Raw genomic sequence first — 15186 nt, forward strand, 5'->3', positions numbered from 1 at the left:
GTGAACACAACCGCTAGACGCTTAATTCAGGTATTACTGTGGCTATTGGTGACTCTGATGGTCGCCTTAGCTATTGCCATCACAACTCTGCGTATTACGCTGCCACAGCTCAATCGTTTCCAAGATGAAATCCAAACATGGGTAAACAAGGGTTCGACTCTGGATTTTGAAATCGATCAGATTAGTGGTTTTTGGCGTAATACTCACCCCTCCATCTCATTGCAAAATGTACGGGCAAACACCCCGGAAAGCAGTGGGATTCACTTTTCTGCTCAAACCGTTGAAGTTGAATTTGATCTGATTCAATCTGTGATTGATATGCGGCCCGTCATCGCCGACCTGAGTATTCATAACCTTAAGCTGGATATGAGTACTATAGAGTGGGTGCAGTCTGGTGAAAAAACGGCGATGCAACCGCAAGGTGATCAGAAAAGCGTGGTTCAGCAACTGGACCAGCTATTGCTGCGTCAGCTGGACAGTTTCTCATTGGTTGACTCTGAGATCATACTGCAAGGTATTGATGGTTCGATACGAGAGTTGGAAATCGCAAAGCTGTTTTGGCAAAACAAAGGTCAGCGTCATATCGCCGATGGTGAAGTTAGCATTGCGCACAGTAACTTGAACTCAGTGCAAGTTAAAGCGAACTTTGTCGATCACGGTTCCTTAGCTGAGGTGAGTGGTGAGTTTTACTTAGCGGTGGACAATGTACTGGTTACGCCTTGGCTGACTAAGTATCTCAAAACGGAAACCGGTATTGAAAAAGGCAAGGTTAGTTTAAACAGCTGGATCACGTTAGAGCACAGCAAACCAACCAACGCGTATGTTGAATTGGAGCCTTCTGAACTCATCTGGAAAGAAGGCAACGAGCACGAGCTGCTGATTGAGTCAGGCATATTGCAATTGGAGCCTAAAGCGGAAGGCTGGCAAGTGAATGCTCACTCACTTGTGCTGCAAACGGATGGACAACTGTGGCCTGAGCTTGATATTGCTTTCAATTGGCAACCAGAGCACTGGCTGCTCAATGCCTCGCAGCTTGATTTGAAAGCCATTTCTCCATTGGTTAAGTTGGCGCCGGAATCGAAGCAAACTACTAAGCTGCTAGAAACGTTAGACCTTGGTGGTTTAGTGGAAGATATTCGAGTGTCGATGGAAAAAGATAACCTAGACTCTCTGAAATACTCAGCCCAGCTCAGCGATGGCTCTATGAAGCAATGGGAACTGTTGCCAGGTCTGCATCACCTCTCTGCAAAAGTGTCTGGTAACGCCCATCAAGCTAAGGCCAGCGTGGAGATCATTGATGACGTACTGCCTTACGGTGATGTTTTTCAGGCACCATTGAACATTAAGCAAGGTCAGGTAGACATGGTGTGGCAGAACAGCGCTGATGGTTGGAGTTTATGGGCAGATAAAGTCACGGCGGCAACGCCAGATCTTCAGGTGTTGGGCGCATTTCGACTAGATTTCCCTAAAGATAAAAGCCCATTCTTATCATTTTACGCAGAAGCCGATTTATATAACGCAGGGGAAACCTGGCGTTATTTACCCGCATTGGCTCTTGGACGAGAATTAACAGATTACCTTTCCACTGCGATTCAGGCAGGTAAAGTCAATACTGCTAAGCTACTTTGGTATGGTGAACTGGGTGATTTCCCATACCGCAAGAACAATGGCATGTTTCAAGCGTGGGTAGGGCTAAAGAAAGCGAAGTTCAGTTTTGATACGGCTTGGCCACCGATCACTGACTTGCAGCTGGATTTGTTGTTCCAGAATGATTCCATGTACCTTAACTCTCGCAGCGCTACCCTAATGGATGTCAAAGCGACGCGAATTAGTGGGGTCATTCCGGAGCTAGCTCCCGGTGGTCATATTGAAATTGAAGCTAGCGCTGTTGCTCAAGGTAATGCGGTGCGTGACTATATGACAGCATCGCCACTCGTCGATTCAGTTGGCGCGGCGTTAACCGCGGTCATGGTTGACGGCAAAGTGACATCGAGCTTCCAACTTGATATTCCATTCAGTTCCGACGAAGAAGCACGCGCTTGGGGCTACGCTGATCTAGATGAAAATCAGGTCACGATTGAAACGCCTCCCATGACGCTGGAAACGGTGTCAGGTCGTGTTGAGTTCGATAATGACGTCGTCAGCGCAGCTGGTTTGTCTGCGCATCTATTAAAACAGCCCGTAGCGATAGACTTTGCCGGCGAAAATGCCGGTCAGGGCTACGGTGTTAATATCGATGTGGTTGGCGATTGGGATCTGAAACCGCTGACTCCTTATGTTGGTGGGCAGTGGATGGGGCCTTTGGACGGTCATGCGCCGTGGCGTATGGGGGTCGACATTCAACTTAATGATGTTGGCTTCACCTATCAGCTTGATACCAGTGCCGACCTGAAGATGGTAAGTAGTCACTATCCTTATCCGTTGAATAAAGAACTATACCAATCGGGTAAGGCGAGCATGCAAGCTTCTGGCAATCAGGAAAGCATTACCGCTCGACTGCAACTGCCTGGTCTTAAGTATCAAACCGAAATTGATATTCGTCCTGAGACGCCGGTCTTGAAAGCAACCAATCTAATATTGGGTAAGGGTAGCTTCAAAATTAGCCCAGTAGCAGGACATCAGGCTCAGATACGTACAGATAAGTTTGATATCGACCAGTGGGCTGAGTTGTTATCTCGTTCTACCTCCAATACCACTAAAGCGGTGCTTGCCGACATGAACACTCCACAAATTCCTACTCCTGATCGAGTTGAATTGGATGTTGGTGAGTTGACTCTCGCGGGTATTGAGTGGAATGACGTCGATTTCACGGCAAAGCGTAAGAACCTTGACTGGCACATGAGTTTAGATAGTCAGGAGGCGGCTGGTGAAGCGAGCTATATTGAGCCATACGACCTTTCTGTCGCACTCGATAGGCTGCATGTTTATATCCCTGCCTTAGATACTGAATACAAAGACACGACTCTGTTTGAAGCAGGCAAAGATCAGAAAGAACTGATCAGTGATTTTGAACGTTCTTTCCATGAGCAAATTCCAAATATCACTCTCACTATCGATGACTTCTGGCTGCAAGGTTACAAAGTGGGTAAGACACACTTGGATCTGCAGCGCCAAGGGGAGCGTCTAGAATGGAAGAAGCTGTCTTTCCAAAGCGGTGCTAACAAAGTTGATATGAATGGCTCTTGGCTTCTAACGAAAGATCAGAGTCATACTAAATTTAACATAGTGATGTCAGGTGAGAATAACAGTGACGTGATGGAACGATTTGGTATCACGTCGGGTATTCAGAAGGCTCCGTTCGAAATTGACTCTAAAGTGGAATGGGATGGCTCACCATGGTCGATGAAGGTGAATACTCTGCAAGGCCATGTCTCGACCAAGCTGGGTAAAGGCCAAATCTCAGATGTCAGTGGAGCGGCGCGCCTACTGGGTTTATTCAGTCTCGATTCTATTATTCGCAAAATGCAGCTCGATTTTAGCGATGTGTTTGATAACGGTATGGCCTTTGACTCTATCACCGGCAGTGGTGAGATCAAAAACGGCATCTTCCTGACCAATGACATCAAGATGGATGCCGTTGCAGGGGACATGTCGATCAAAGGTCTGGCAAACCTCAACTCACGCACAGTAGATGCAGAAGTAAATTTTGTTCCAGATATCACATCGGGTATTCCGGTTCTCACCGCCTTTGCCGTTACGCCGCAAACCGCGTTGTATGTTTTGGCTATTACCACGGTAATTTCACCTGTGGTTGAGGTCTTTACTCAGGTTAACTACGAAGTCAAAGGCCCGTTGGATGCGCCAGTGGTTAAAGAGCTGTCGCGAAGCAAAGGTGAGTTTAAACTGCCGGAAAATTTACGCGAATCGATTGAATAAGGAGAATCACTCATGGAGCGAGTGGGACTAATTCAGATGACATCAGGGCCAGATGCGCAAGAGAATCTGGCCTATATCCAGCAACAGGTAGTGACTCTCGCTGAGGCAGGCGCGAAGCTGGTAGTGACACCCGAAAACAGCTTAGTCTTTGGCAATCGAGCCGATTACCACACGCTGGCTGAGCCGCTTAATCAGGGGCCAATTCAAAGCCAGCTTTCACAGATTGCAAAAGATGCGAAGGTATTTCTTGTTGTGGGCAGTATGCCAATTCGCTGTGATGATGGTGTGACGACGACTTCTCTGGTCTTCGATCCGCATGGGGCGTTGATTGCTCACTATGACAAGCTACATATGTTTGATGTTGACGTCGCAGATGCGCACCAGCGCTATCGTGAGTCAGAAACCTTCCGCCCAGGCCAACAAATTGTGTCAGTCGATACGCCCGTCGCTCATTTGGGGCTGACAATCTGCTATGATGTCCGTTTTCCACAGCTATACAGTGAACTGGCGCAGAGAGGTGCTAACGTATTGCTGGTTCCCGCGGCATTTACTGCAGTTACGGGAGAGGCTCATTGGGAGCCTTTACTCAGGGCTCGCGCAATTGAAACTCAAAGCTGGGTTATCGCTGTGAACCAGACAGGCGTCCATCCATGTGGCCGAGAAACTTGGGGGCATTCTATGGTAGTGTCTCCATGGGGAGAGGTTTTGGCCAGCTTGAACAAACAACCTCAAAACCTGCTGGTCGATATTGACCTAGACAGAGTCAAGGAAATCCGCGCTGCGATGCCGACTCTCAACCACACCCGGTTCCAAAACCATTTACATGTTTAAGAGCGAAGTATGACAATAAACCAAGTAGAAGACGCATTGCTAAACTCGGCAGGTCTGACCGAGCAGGACATTGCAGAGACCTTATCGAGCATTGCTAGCCGTCAGATTGACTACGCAGATATCTATTTTCAGTCGAGCTGGCATGAATCTTTGGTTCTGGAAGACAGCATCATCAAAGATGGTTCGTTTAACATTGACCGAGGGGTTGGTGTTCGCGCAATCGCTGGTGAAAAAACGGGTTTCGCATACTCAGATCAAATCCAACTTGAAGGCCTGAAGCAGAGCGCAATCGCTGCGCGTGGTATTGCTCAACAAGGCCAAAGTGCTCAGGTGCAGGCATTTAAACGCAGTGACAATCAGCAGGTTTACGCAGCAGTGAATCCGCTCGAAAGCTGGAAGAAAGAACAAAAGACTCAGCTGCTTAAAGAACTGGATGCTTACATTCGGACTAAAGAGCCGCTGATCAAAGAAGTGTCGGTAAGCCTAAGCGGTGTGCACGAGCAAATGCTTGTAGCGGCAACAGATGGTACATATGCTGGTGATGTTCGCCCGTTGGTACGCTTGTCTATCAGTGTACTGGCTCAGCGTGGTGGACGTCGTGAGCGAGGTAGTGCTGGTGGTGGCGGCCGATTTGGTTATGACTTCTTTTTGACGGAAGAGCAGGGTATCAAAGTAGCCTATCACTACGCTGATGAAGCGATTCGTATGGCGCTAGTTAACCTTGAAGCTGAAGCTGCACCAGCGGGTGCAATGCCGGTTGTATTAGGCTCAGGCTGGCCTGGTGTATTGCTTCATGAGGCCGTAGGCCACGGGCTGGAAGGGGACTTTAACCGTAAGGAATCTTCGGTATTTAGCGGCAAGGTTGGTGAGAAAGTCACCTCTGAGCTTTGTACTATTGTTGATGACGGCACTTTGAAAGACCTACGCGGCTCTCTTAACATCGATGACGAAGGGGTGGCCGGTCAATACAACACCTTGATTGAAAACGGTGTTCTTAAAGGTTACATGCAGGATAAGCACAATGCGCGCTTGATGGGTGTTGCACCGACAGGGAATGGCCGTCGTGAATCTTATGCGCACCTTCCAATGCCGCGTATGACCAACACCTACATGCTCCCAGGCCAACATACACCGGAAGAGATCATCTCTACGGTGAAGAAAGGCCTTTATGCGCCAAACTTTGGTGGTGGTCAGGTGGATATCACTTCAGGTAAATTCGTGTTCTCCGCATCAGAAGCGTACCTGATTGAAGACGGTAAGATTACTCGCCCTGTGAAAGGTGCGACTCTGATCGGTTCAGGCATTGAAGCGATGCAGCAAGTCTCTATGGTCGGTAATGACCTTAGCATTGACCGAGGTGTGGGTGTCTGCGGTAAAGCAGGTCAGAGCGTGCCTGTAGGCGTAGGACAACCGACATTGAAGCTGGATTCTCTAACCGTAGGTGGTACTGAGTAATAGCCGCAAGAAATATCGCTATTTAGAAAGGGTTGGCGCTAACGTGCCAGCCCTTTTTTAGTTTCGTAGTTCTTGTTTTCGGTTTGCTATTTTCAGTGTGTGAAGAGAGGTGGACGTGCAGAACGGAGACATTTACTTGAAACAAGTAAGTTGTAGTTAAAAACGAAAAAAGCCAAGCCTTTCGACTTGGCTTCTTGAATATGGCTCCCCCTGCGGGACTCAACGCGGCCGGCTAGGTCTGAGACAAAATCAGGAGCATTAGATACGAAAAAGCCTCATCGTGTGATGAGGCTTTTTCTAATATGGCTCCCCCTGCGGGACTCGAACCTGCGACATACGGATTAACAGTCCGCCGTTCTACCAACTGAACTAAGGGGGAATAATGGTGCCGACTACCGGAATCGAACTGGTGACCTACTGATTACAAGTCAGTTGCTCTACCTACTGAGCTAAGTCGGCGCCTTTTTTAATCAACAAGTTTTCACTCATCGATTGAATATGGCTCCCCCTGCGGGACTCGAACCTGCGACATACGGATTAACAGTCCGCCGTTCTACCAACTGAACTAAGGGGGAATTATTCATTTAAAGAAATGGTGCCGACTACCGGAATCGAACTGGTGACCTACTGATTACAAGTCAGTTGCTCTACCTACTGAGCTAAGTCGGCACACTTTATTCTTTAACTATTGTTCGTGCTAAGCACCAACAACTAATAAATTGTGGTGCCCGGAGGCGGAATCGAACCACCGACACGAGGATTTTCAATCCTCTGCTCTACCGACTGAGCTATCCGGGCGACGAGGTGTATTAAAAGGCTTTTCGCCTTGGAGGTCAACATTAAATTGCAAAAAAAATATCGTTTGTTGTTTTTCTATACTTAATGGGCTGTTTTTGCTCATTTCGGATAAGAAATGTATAGCCAGCAACAGAAGTTATACCCGAGAGAGTAGGGAATAATGGATTTAGATAGCAAAAAAACACCCCTTAAAGAGTGCTTTTCAGTTGTTTAAGCGTCGAATCAGTGCCTAATCCCAAACTGGTTCAGCCTGTTTTCCTAAGCATTAGCAAATCGAGCTACGCTTTTTGCGCGTTTTTGACGGGTTACAGCTGCCTGAATAAATGCTGTATTTCTACATAAAGAATGAGATTACGGATTTATATTGTTTGCGGATCGATGAGATAAAAATCTAAGTGGGGTAGAAAGTCGATATCTGGATGAGAAAGAGGAAAACTGAGCTCTGTGAGTGATTAGATTACTTGAGAGTAGGATTCTTTGCGGAGGGGCGGCTCTGTGCTGAGACATTTCTTTGGAACAAAGCAGGAGCATTAAATACGAAAAATGCCTCACCGTGTGATGAGGCTTTTTCTAATTATGGCCTCTCTGTCGGGACTCAACGCAGGCGGCCAGCTCTGAGACATTTACTTGGAACAAGTAAGTCGCAGTTAAAAACGAAAAAAGCCAAGTCTTTCGACTTGGCTTCTTGAAAGTGGCTCCCCCTGCGGGACTTAACGCGGCCGGCTAGGTCTGAGACATTGCTTTGGAACAAAGCAGGAGCATTAGATATGAAAAAGCCTCATCGTCTGATGAGGCTTTTTCTAATATGGCTCCCCCTGCGGGACTCGAACCTGCGACATACGGATTAACAGTCCGCCGTTCTACCAACTGAACTAAGGGGGAATTATTTGTGTCATCTTTTCAGATGAGCACCAAATAATGGTGCCTCGAGGCGGAATCGAACCACCGACACGAGGATTTTCAATCCTCTGCTCTACCGACTGAGCTATCGAGGCAAAAGAATGGTGCCGACTACCGGAATCGAACTGGTGACCTACTGATTACAAGTCAGTTGCTCTACCTACTGAGCTAAGTCGGCACACTTTATTCTTTTACTAATTGTTCGTGCCAAGCACTAACAATAAAGAAATTGTGGTGCCCGGAGGCGGAATCGAACCACCGACACGAGGATTTTCAATCCTCTGCTCTACCGACTGAGCTATCCGGGCAACGGAGCGCTATTAAACGGATTTTCCGTCTTGCCGTCAACTTGTTTTTAGAAAAAAATTCAAAAAAGTGGTTGAGTGCCGATAATTTAGGCGTTTTTGGCGCTTATGATTTACCTGCGTTAAAATCCTTTTTGAATTTTGTTACTTTTTCGAGATAACGGCGCGCTTCTGCGTTTGGATGTTTTTTCGTCAACGCCCAATAAACCTGATTTGGTTGCAGAGAGTTAAGGTCGCGCATCGCTCGTTTTCTGTCATTACGATTGAAAGTATTGAGCACACCGCCTGTACCACCGTTGTAAGCAGAGATCATGCTGTATTCGAGAGAAGTCGGATGGCGAACATCTTTTAGATAACGATTTTTCAGAATGTAGAAATAAGCGGTACCAGTATCTATGTTGTTTTCTGGATTAAATAGATACTCAGGAGATGGCTGGCCAGATTTCTTCTTCACCAGCTTAAATACATCACGCCCTGCGGTTTTAGGCACGACCTGCATCAGCCCGTAAGCGTTGGCCCAGCTTACTGCATACGGGTTAAAGCTACTTTCTGTTTTGATAATCGCATAAATCAGATCTTCAGGAATACCGTAACGGCGTGAAGCTCGCTGAACGATATCAGCATACTTATAGCTGCGTATCTCAAATTGTTCCTCAACCATCGGAATTTCAACGTAATAGGCTTTTTTGAAGTCGACGTTTTTGACTTTGAGCTTATTGGCAATCAGGTAATCGGCAAATCGGTTTGCTCGCCACGACCACTGAATAGGCTTGTTATCTTGGTCAACGACCTGACGATAAAGAAACGGCTGGCCTTCAAGCTTGATGTCTTTGGAAGAGAATAAGTCGACGTTTGCTGGATCGTCTGGGGTCAGCAGTGTGGTTACAATCGCGTTTTTCAGATGCCCCTTTGGATCGGTTGGCGAAACGGTTTCGATAATAATGGTGCCCTTATCAAAATTGACCTCTGAACGACTGAGATAGTTGTCGATGTATTTGACGTAGTTGCTCTTGCCGGCGAACTTGATTTCCCCGCGTCCCCAACGCTTTTCGATGTTGCCTGAGAAGCTACTGATCAAGGCATCAAGTGCCGCCGTATCTTTCTGAAACTGGCCGGGTAGTCCGGCTAAGTTTTTGGCAAAGCGGTTGGTTGGCTCGTAGTTCACATCATAGATGTTTTCAATGAACTCACGGCTACAACCCGTGAGTGTCATTGCCAGCAAAAAGTAAGCTAACTTCTTCATACCTATCCTAAAAAAATGACATCAAAGCAACGCAGTGATGTCATTTTCTCTATCCTTAACCTAAAGGGCAAATCTTATTCGCTTGGTGGCGTGTAGCCTTCGATATGGACGTCTTTGCCTTCAAACAGGAAGTTGACCATCTCAGTTTCGATCAATTTACGGTGCTCTGGATCCATCATGTTGAGCTTTTTCTCGTTGATCAGCATGGTTTGCTTGTGTTGCCACTCTGCCCAAGCTTGTTTAGAAATGTTGTCAAAAATACGCTTACCTAGTTCACCTGGATACAGTTGAAAGTCCAGACCTTCTGCGTCTTTTTGTAGTCGAGCACAAAATACAGTGCGGCTCATAACGACTCCTTAGAGTTAATCAATATTGAAGTTCAAAAGGCAGGCTTTCCAGTAGTTGTTTTACCGGAGCGGCCAAACCTATCTCTTCAGGTTGCGATAAGTTATACCAAAGACCTTTGTTTGCTTCCATCACCACATCAGGTTGCTTTGATAGGTCTACCAAAATTGGTGTGATATCGAGGTGGTAGTGACTAAAGGTGTGGCGAAAAGCAATCAACTGATCGCGACGTTGAATGTCCTTATCAAGGACGCCACGTATTGTCAGTTGATGATCGAGTTGTGCTTCAGAGTGTTCTGGAAAGCAGAATAGCCCGCCCCAGATCCCCGACTGTGGGCGCTGTTCCAGCCATACATGCCCTTGGTGATGCAGCATAATGAACCAGGTCTCTTTAACTGGCTTTTCTTTTTTCGGCTTTTTACCAGGGTAGTCGAGAGGGTTGCCTTGTTTGTACGCGGCGCAAAAAGAAGACACTGGGCACAGTGTACATTTTGGCTTGCTGCGAGTGCACACCATGGCACCCATATCCATCATTGCCTGATTGTACTTATCGACATCGGTGTCGGGAGTGTGTTCTTCAGCATGCTGCCAAAGCTGATTCTCGACTTTCTTTTGTCCCGGCCAGCCGTCAACAGCAAAGCTGCGCGCCAGTGTACGCTTCACATTGCCGTCTAAAATGGCGTGTGGCTGCTTATAAACAGATGACAATACAGCTGCTGCGGTAGAGCGGCCGATACCCGGTAGAGCGTTCATCTGCTCAATATCGAGAGGGAATTCACCCTGATACTGCTCTGCCACAATCTTGGCAGCTTTATGTAAATTACGCGCTCGTGCGTAATAGCCGAGCCCTGTCCATAGGTGGAGCACTTCATCTTGCTCTGCATTGGCAAGGTCGACGACAGTCGGGAAGCGCTCGAGAAAGCGTTGGTAATAAGGGATCACGGTAGTGACCTGAGTCTGCTGAAGCATGATTTCAGACAGCCAGACACTATACGCAGTTTTATCTTGTTGCCACGGAAGGCTTTTTCTTCCGTAGTCTTCGTACCATTCTAGGATGGCGTTTGCAAAAGGAGTCACGACTTGCTCTGTAATTTTATATTTATTGAGTTAGCTAAAATTGCACCATAGAAACTGTCTAAAGTACAACCGATAAAGAGTAGGGGTTTATTCTGCGAGAAATGACCTAAAATACTTGCACCAGTGTCGATTCTTTGGATAATCACAATCCCTTTAAGTCGAGAGCAATTTTTAGACAGGCAGAATCATGAGTGAAGTGACCACTAACGAATACAATGAAGACGGTAAACTGATACGCAAAGTACGCAGCTTTGTGCGTCGTGAAGGCCGTTTGACCAAAGGTCAGGAAAGCGCAATGAATGAATGCTGGCCGACAATGGGTATTGATTACCAAGAAAAGCTTCTTGATTGGAAAGAAGTGTTTGGTAACGATAACCCTGTGGTACTGGAAATTGGTTTCGGTATGGGGGCATCTCTGGTAGAGATGGCGAAAAATGCGCCTGAGAAAAACTTCCTTGGTATTGAAGTTCACAGCCCAGGTGTGGGCGCGTGTCTTGCTGATGCACGTGAAGCTGGCCTGACCAACTTACGAGTGATGTGTCACGATGCTGTGGAAGTGTTTGCTAACATGATCCCAGACAGCAGCCTAGCGACACTGCAATTATTCTTCCCAGATCCATGGCACAAGAAGCGCCACCACAAGCGCCGTATCGTACAGTTAGATTTTGCTGAAATGGTGCGCCAAAAACTCTCAGTTGGTGAAGGCATCTTCCATATGGCGACAGACTGGGAAAATTACGCAGAACATATGATTGAGGTGATGAATCAAGCGCCTGGATATGAGAATATCGCCGAGGATGGTGACTTTGTTCCACGTCCGGAAGATCGTCCTCTGACCAAGTTTGAAGCACGTGGTCACCGTTTAGGTCACGGAGTGTGGGACATTAAGTTTAAGCGTGTTAGCTAAGTCACCCGCGAAATAAAAGCGAATGAGAAAGCCAACATTTTGATGTTGGCTTTTTTGACCCTACAAGAAAAATAATAAGCCTTTGAAATATAGGTAAGTAATGAAACCGACAAAAGAAATTTTAGCCGACATCCTGCAAGAGGTCAGGCCGCTTATCGGTCAGGGAAAAGTAGCCGATTATATTCCTGCGCTGGCAAAAGTTCCGGCTAACAAACTGGCGATTGCTGTCTTTACTAATAAGGGAGAAGTTATTAAAGCTGGTGACGCCGATGAACCTTTTTCCATTCAGTCCATTTCTAAAGCGTTAAGTTTAACGCTAGCAATGGGGTTGTATACTCCTGATGAGATTTGGGCTCGGGTAGGCAAGGAGCCTTCTGGTCAGGCATTTAACTCTCTGATTCAGCTAGAAATGGAGCAGGGAATTCCACGTAACCCTTTCATTAATGCCGGGGCAATAGTGGTTGCCGATTTGCTGCAAAGTCGCCTGTCTGCGCCGAGACAACGCTTGCTGGAATTTGTCCGTCAGCTGTCGGGTGATACTCATATCTGTTACGACAAGATAGTTGCAGCATCGGAGATGATGCACAGTGACCGCAATGCGGCGATTGCGTATCTAATGCGCTCTTTTGGCAACTTTGACAATGATGTAATCCCAGTACTGAATAACTACTTCCATGCGTGTGCTTTGAAGATGAGCTGTGTCGATTTAGCGAAAACATTCAGCTATCTGGCTAATAAAGGCACTTCAGTACAAACAGGCAAGCCTGTAGTGACGCCTACTCAAACTAAGCAGCTTAATGCTTTGCTGGCAACATGTGGCTTGTATGATGGCGCTGGGGAGTTCGCCTACCGAGTCGGTATGCCTGGTAAGTCTGGTGTTGGTGGCGGGATCATCGCTATCGTACCGGGGGAGATGACGATTGCGGTTTGGTCTCCAGAGCTGGACCCTTCAGGTAACTCCCTCGCGGGTACCAGAGCACTAGAGCTACTCGCTGAGCGAATTGGCCGCTCGATATTCTAAACTTCGCTCCGAGACAGCGGAGACAAGTTTGGAACGATGAAAAACAAAAAGGGTTGACCATGTCGTCAACCCTTTTAAATTTGTTCTAGCCTCTCTAATCCTCTTCCGCCATAAACGCTTCGAGCAAATCGTTCAGGAACAGCTTTCCTTTTTCTGTGATTTGCCAATGCGTATCAGACTCGCTGAGATATTGCATCTCCTTCGCCCAGTCGATGGTTTCCTGAATCGATTCAAAACCCAAGCCAGTTGTATCTAAGAAGTCTTGCTTAGGACAGGCTTCCATCAAACGAAAGCGGTTCATAAAGAATTCAAAAGGGCGATCTTCGCTAGCGACATCGGCTTCACTATCTAGGTAGGGCTTGACCATATTCTGATATGCAGCTAGGTAGCCTCTCGGGTGCTTGACCTTAGTTGTACGGATTATACGTCCATCAGCGAAACTGAGTTTGCCATGCGAGCCACAGCCAATGCCGAGATAGTCGCCAAAACGCCAATAGTTGAGATTATGCTGGCATTGATATTCTGGCTTACTGTAGCCGGAGATCTCGTACTGAACGTAGCCCGCTTCAGCCAGCTTTTGGTGGCCGAGCTCAAAAATGTCCCACAAGTCATCATCGTCGGGCAGAACAGGCGGCTTGTAGTGGAACATGGTATTGGGCTCAATAGTGAGCTGATACCACGAAAGGTGTGGCGGGTTAAGCTCAATCGCCTTCTCCAGATCTGCGAGTGCTTGCTCTACGGTTTGGTCTGGCAGACCGTGCATTAAATCAAGGTTAAAGCTGTTTAAGCCAATCTTGTGAGCCAGTTTCGCGGCATTGACGGCTTCATCCTGACCATGGATGCGCCCTAGACGTTCGAGCTTTTGCTGTTCGAAACTCTGTACACCAATCGAAATTCTCGTCACACCAGCTTTGCGATACCCAGCGAAGCGCTCCGCTTCAATCGTGCCCGGGTTGGCTTCCATGGTGATTTCAATCTCGTCTTTAAACGCGATTCTTTGTTCTATGCCAGCAAGTAGATCAGCGATTCCTTGCGCTGAGATGAGACTAGGCGTCCCTCCACCGATAAATATGGAGTGGAGTGCCCGTGGGTTGGTTTTAAGCTGATAACGCTCGATATCAGTATCAAGGTCCTCCAGCAGAGCAGCGATGTACTCCTGCTCTGGGATGTCGGCTTTTAACGCGTGCGAGTTAAAGTCGCAATACGGGCATTTTTGTACACACCAAGGGATGTGGACATAAAGACTCAGCGCTGGTGGAATCAATTGGCTCATTATTGCTGCTCAGAAAGTGTCGCAAACAACTGCTTAAGCGCTTTACCACGGTGAGAAAGTTGCTTTTTACGTGTTGGTTCAAGCTCTGCCGATGCGCAATTATCTTCTGGAACGAAGAAAACCGGATCGTAACCAAAACCATTGTCGCCCTGAGCTTCAGTCAGAATGCGGCCTTCCCACTTACCGTGGCAGACGATCGGGGTTGGATCTAATTCGTGACGCATTAGTACTAATACACAATGGAAGCGTGCAGTACGTTGCTCCTGCGGAACGCCTTGCATTGCATCCAGCAGCTTCTCTAGATTTTGCTGGTCACTCGCGTCTTCTCCGGCATAACGTGCAGAGTATATGCCTGGTGCTCCTTTTAGGAAGTCGACTTCAAGGCCTGAATCGTCGGCAATGGCCGCCAATCCAGTTTCTTTCGCTGCATGACGCGCCTTGATGATGGCGTTTTCAATAAATGTTGTGCCAGTTTCAGCTACTTCTGAGACATTAAATTCGCTTTGTGCCACGACATCGAAACCGAAATCTGCCAACAGATCAGCCATCTCACGAACTTTGCCCTGATTACCTGTCGCTAGGACAATTTTTTGTGCATTCATAATCTTGTTTGTGCCTATATTGGGAAGGGCGTTCAGCCGTTACTCTTCCACATAAAATTTCTGGGTGAACTTTAATCTGCCAGTGCCTTTATTACCAGCATTAACATCGATATTGAATGTTAGGTTTTCCTCGTCCGAAATAGGGAATTCAGCGAGGTAATAAATCGCAGAGCCTTCTTTAATTTCGCGGAACTCAAGTGTCTTAGTTTGGCCGATTAAGTTTTTAGCGCTGCCACTAACTTTAGCTGTTATAGGCGGTTTACCAGCCTGATAATTATCTAACACACTGATATTAATGATCGCTGAGTAGCCGTTTCGTTTCAGCTCATAGCTGCGCGCGACTTGCGGAGTTAGGAATGTGGAGTTAAATGCGGAGTAGTGAACTTCGACATCTTTGATGGTTTTAAACTGACCCGCCCATGTGGGTAGGGCTAAAAGACTGGCCAGCGCTAACGTGATCCATTTTTTCATGATGCTTCCTTAATGGCTTACTACAGAGGAAAAGAGCAGCGTAAATGATACGACTACATGCTTATAATTTTTACGCCTGATC

General features: G+C 47.1%; 11 protein-coding genes and 9 tRNA genes. 5 read left to right on the top strand and 15 right to left on the bottom strand.

Annotation, left to right across the window (positions count from 1 at the left end):
- The 3 genes from IX95_RS10695 to tldD are packed head-to-tail and all read left to right on the top strand — an operon-like array spanning position 1 to position 6162.
- On the top strand, positions 1-3876 hold the full coding sequence (locus IX95_RS10695; RefSeq protein ID WP_038159712.1) for a YhdP family protein: 3876 nt from the start codon (positions 1-3) through the stop codon (positions 3874-3876).
- A 12-nt stretch (positions 3877-3888) separates the two neighbouring features.
- Positions 3889-4707, top strand: a complete 819-nt coding sequence (locus tag IX95_RS10700) for a carbon-nitrogen hydrolase family protein (protein ID WP_006958276.1) — start codon at positions 3889-3891, stop codon at positions 4705-4707.
- 9 nt (positions 4708-4716) lie between these two features.
- On the top strand, positions 4717-6162 hold the full coding sequence (gene tldD, locus IX95_RS10705) for a metalloprotease TldD (protein ID WP_038159714.1): 1446 nt from the start codon (positions 4717-4719) through the stop codon (positions 6160-6162).
- Between the two features lie 303 nt (positions 6163-6465).
- On the opposite strand, the gene IX95_RS10710 is transcribed toward tldD, so the two are convergent.
- The 12 genes from IX95_RS10710 to mutY all read right to left on the bottom strand — a co-directional run bounded on the left by IX95_RS10710 (position 6466) and on the right by mutY (position 10830).
- A tRNA-Asn gene (locus tag IX95_RS10710) sits at positions 6466-6541 on the bottom strand.
- Positions 6542-6545: 4 nt separating this feature from the next.
- Positions 6546-6621 (bottom strand) — tRNA-Thr (locus IX95_RS10715).
- Positions 6622-6661: 40 nt separating this feature from the next.
- Positions 6662-6737, bottom strand: a tRNA-Asn gene (locus IX95_RS10720).
- Between the two features lie 18 nt (positions 6738-6755).
- A tRNA-Thr gene (locus tag IX95_RS10725) sits at positions 6756-6831 on the bottom strand.
- Between the two features lie 53 nt (positions 6832-6884).
- Positions 6885-6960, bottom strand: a tRNA-Phe gene (locus tag IX95_RS10730).
- A gap of 806 nt (positions 6961-7766) precedes the next feature.
- Positions 7767-7842 (bottom strand) — tRNA-Asn (locus tag IX95_RS10735).
- A gap of 37 nt (positions 7843-7879) precedes the next feature.
- A tRNA-Phe gene (locus tag IX95_RS10740) sits at positions 7880-7955 on the bottom strand.
- A gap of 7 nt (positions 7956-7962) precedes the next feature.
- Positions 7963-8038 (bottom strand) — tRNA-Thr (locus IX95_RS10745).
- A 54-nt stretch (positions 8039-8092) separates the two neighbouring features.
- Positions 8093-8168 (bottom strand) — tRNA-Phe (locus IX95_RS10750).
- 103 nt (positions 8169-8271) lie between these two features.
- Positions 8272-9408: a membrane-bound lytic murein transglycosylase MltC gene (gene mltC, locus IX95_RS10755; protein ID WP_019277250.1), complete on the bottom strand. Its 1137-nt coding sequence runs from the start codon at positions 9406-9408 to the stop codon at positions 8272-8274.
- 74 nt (positions 9409-9482) lie between these two features.
- Positions 9483-9755 carry an oxidative damage protection protein gene (locus tag IX95_RS10760; RefSeq protein WP_006958274.1) on the bottom strand — a complete coding sequence of 91 codons (273 nt, stop codon included), beginning with the start codon at positions 9753-9755 and terminating at the stop codon, positions 9483-9485.
- A 19-nt stretch (positions 9756-9774) separates the two neighbouring features.
- On the bottom strand, positions 9775-10830 hold the full coding sequence (gene mutY / locus IX95_RS10765) for an A/G-specific adenine glycosylase (protein ID WP_038159717.1): 1056 nt from the start codon (positions 10828-10830) through the stop codon (positions 9775-9777).
- A gap of 187 nt (positions 10831-11017) precedes the next feature.
- Between mutY and trmB the strand changes: the two genes are divergently transcribed.
- Entirely contained in the window at positions 11018-11737 is a 720-nt protein-coding gene (gene trmB / locus IX95_RS10770; protein ID WP_006958272.1) for a tRNA (guanosine(46)-N7)-methyltransferase TrmB, read from the top strand.
- Positions 11738-11837: 100 nt separating this feature from the next.
- Positions 11838-12758 (top strand): glutaminase B, encoded by a 921-nt coding sequence (gene glsB / locus IX95_RS10775; protein ID WP_019277252.1) that lies wholly within the window; start codon positions 11838-11840, stop codon positions 12756-12758.
- Positions 12759-12852: 94 nt separating this feature from the next.
- Here the strand turns inward: glsB and hemW are convergent, their stop codons facing one another.
- Genes hemW through IX95_RS10790 form a run of 3 tightly spaced genes read right to left on the bottom strand, consistent with a single transcriptional unit; the run spans position 12853 to position 15104 of the window.
- Entirely contained in the window at positions 12853-14031 is a 1179-nt protein-coding gene (gene hemW, locus IX95_RS10780) for a radical SAM family heme chaperone HemW (RefSeq protein ID WP_038159719.1), read from the bottom strand.
- Positions 14031-14633, bottom strand: a complete 603-nt coding sequence (locus IX95_RS10785; RefSeq protein ID WP_019277254.1) for an XTP/dITP diphosphatase — start codon at positions 14631-14633, stop codon at positions 14031-14033. Before IX95_RS10785 ends, hemW begins: the two co-directional genes overlap by 1 nt.
- A 39-nt stretch (positions 14634-14672) precedes the next feature.
- A complete protein-coding gene (locus IX95_RS10790) occupies positions 14673-15104 on the bottom strand; it encodes a DUF4426 domain-containing protein (RefSeq protein WP_019277255.1) in 432 nt (143 codons plus the stop codon).
- Positions 15105-15186: the final 82 nt, after the last annotated feature.

The sequence above is a fragment of the Vibrio sp. B183 genome, from assembly GCF_000740665.1.
GTDB classification, from domain to species: domain Bacteria; phylum Pseudomonadota; class Gammaproteobacteria; order Enterobacterales; family Vibrionaceae; genus Vibrio; species Vibrio coralliilyticus.

Excerpts from the sequence above, each read along its gene's own strand:
- IX95_RS10700 (WP_006958276.1), top strand. The coding sequence starts at position 3,889 with ATGGAGCGAGTGGGACTAATTCAGATGACATCAGGGCCAGATGCGCAA.
- tldD (WP_038159714.1), top strand. The coding sequence starts at position 4,717 with ATGACAATAAACCAAGTAGAAGACGCATTGCTAAACTCGGCAGGTCTG.
- mltC (WP_019277250.1), bottom strand. The coding sequence starts at position 9,408 with ATGAAGAAGTTAGCTTACTTTTTGCTGGCAATGACACTCACGGGTTGT.
- IX95_RS10760 (WP_006958274.1), bottom strand. The coding sequence starts at position 9,755 with ATGAGCCGCACTGTATTTTGTGCTCGACTACAAAAAGACGCAGAAGGT.
- trmB (WP_006958272.1), top strand. The coding sequence starts at position 11,018 with ATGAGTGAAGTGACCACTAACGAATACAATGAAGACGGTAAACTGATA.
- glsB (WP_019277252.1), top strand. The coding sequence starts at position 11,838 with ATGAAACCGACAAAAGAAATTTTAGCCGACATCCTGCAAGAGGTCAGG.
- hemW (WP_038159719.1), bottom strand. The coding sequence starts at position 14,031 with ATGAGCCAATTGATTCCACCAGCGCTGAGTCTTTATGTCCACATCCCT.
- IX95_RS10785 (WP_019277254.1), bottom strand. The coding sequence starts at position 14,633 with ATGAATGCACAAAAAATTGTCCTAGCGACAGGTAATCAGGGCAAAGTT.
- IX95_RS10790 (WP_019277255.1), bottom strand. The coding sequence starts at position 15,104 with ATGAAAAAATGGATCACGTTAGCGCTGGCCAGTCTTTTAGCCCTACCC.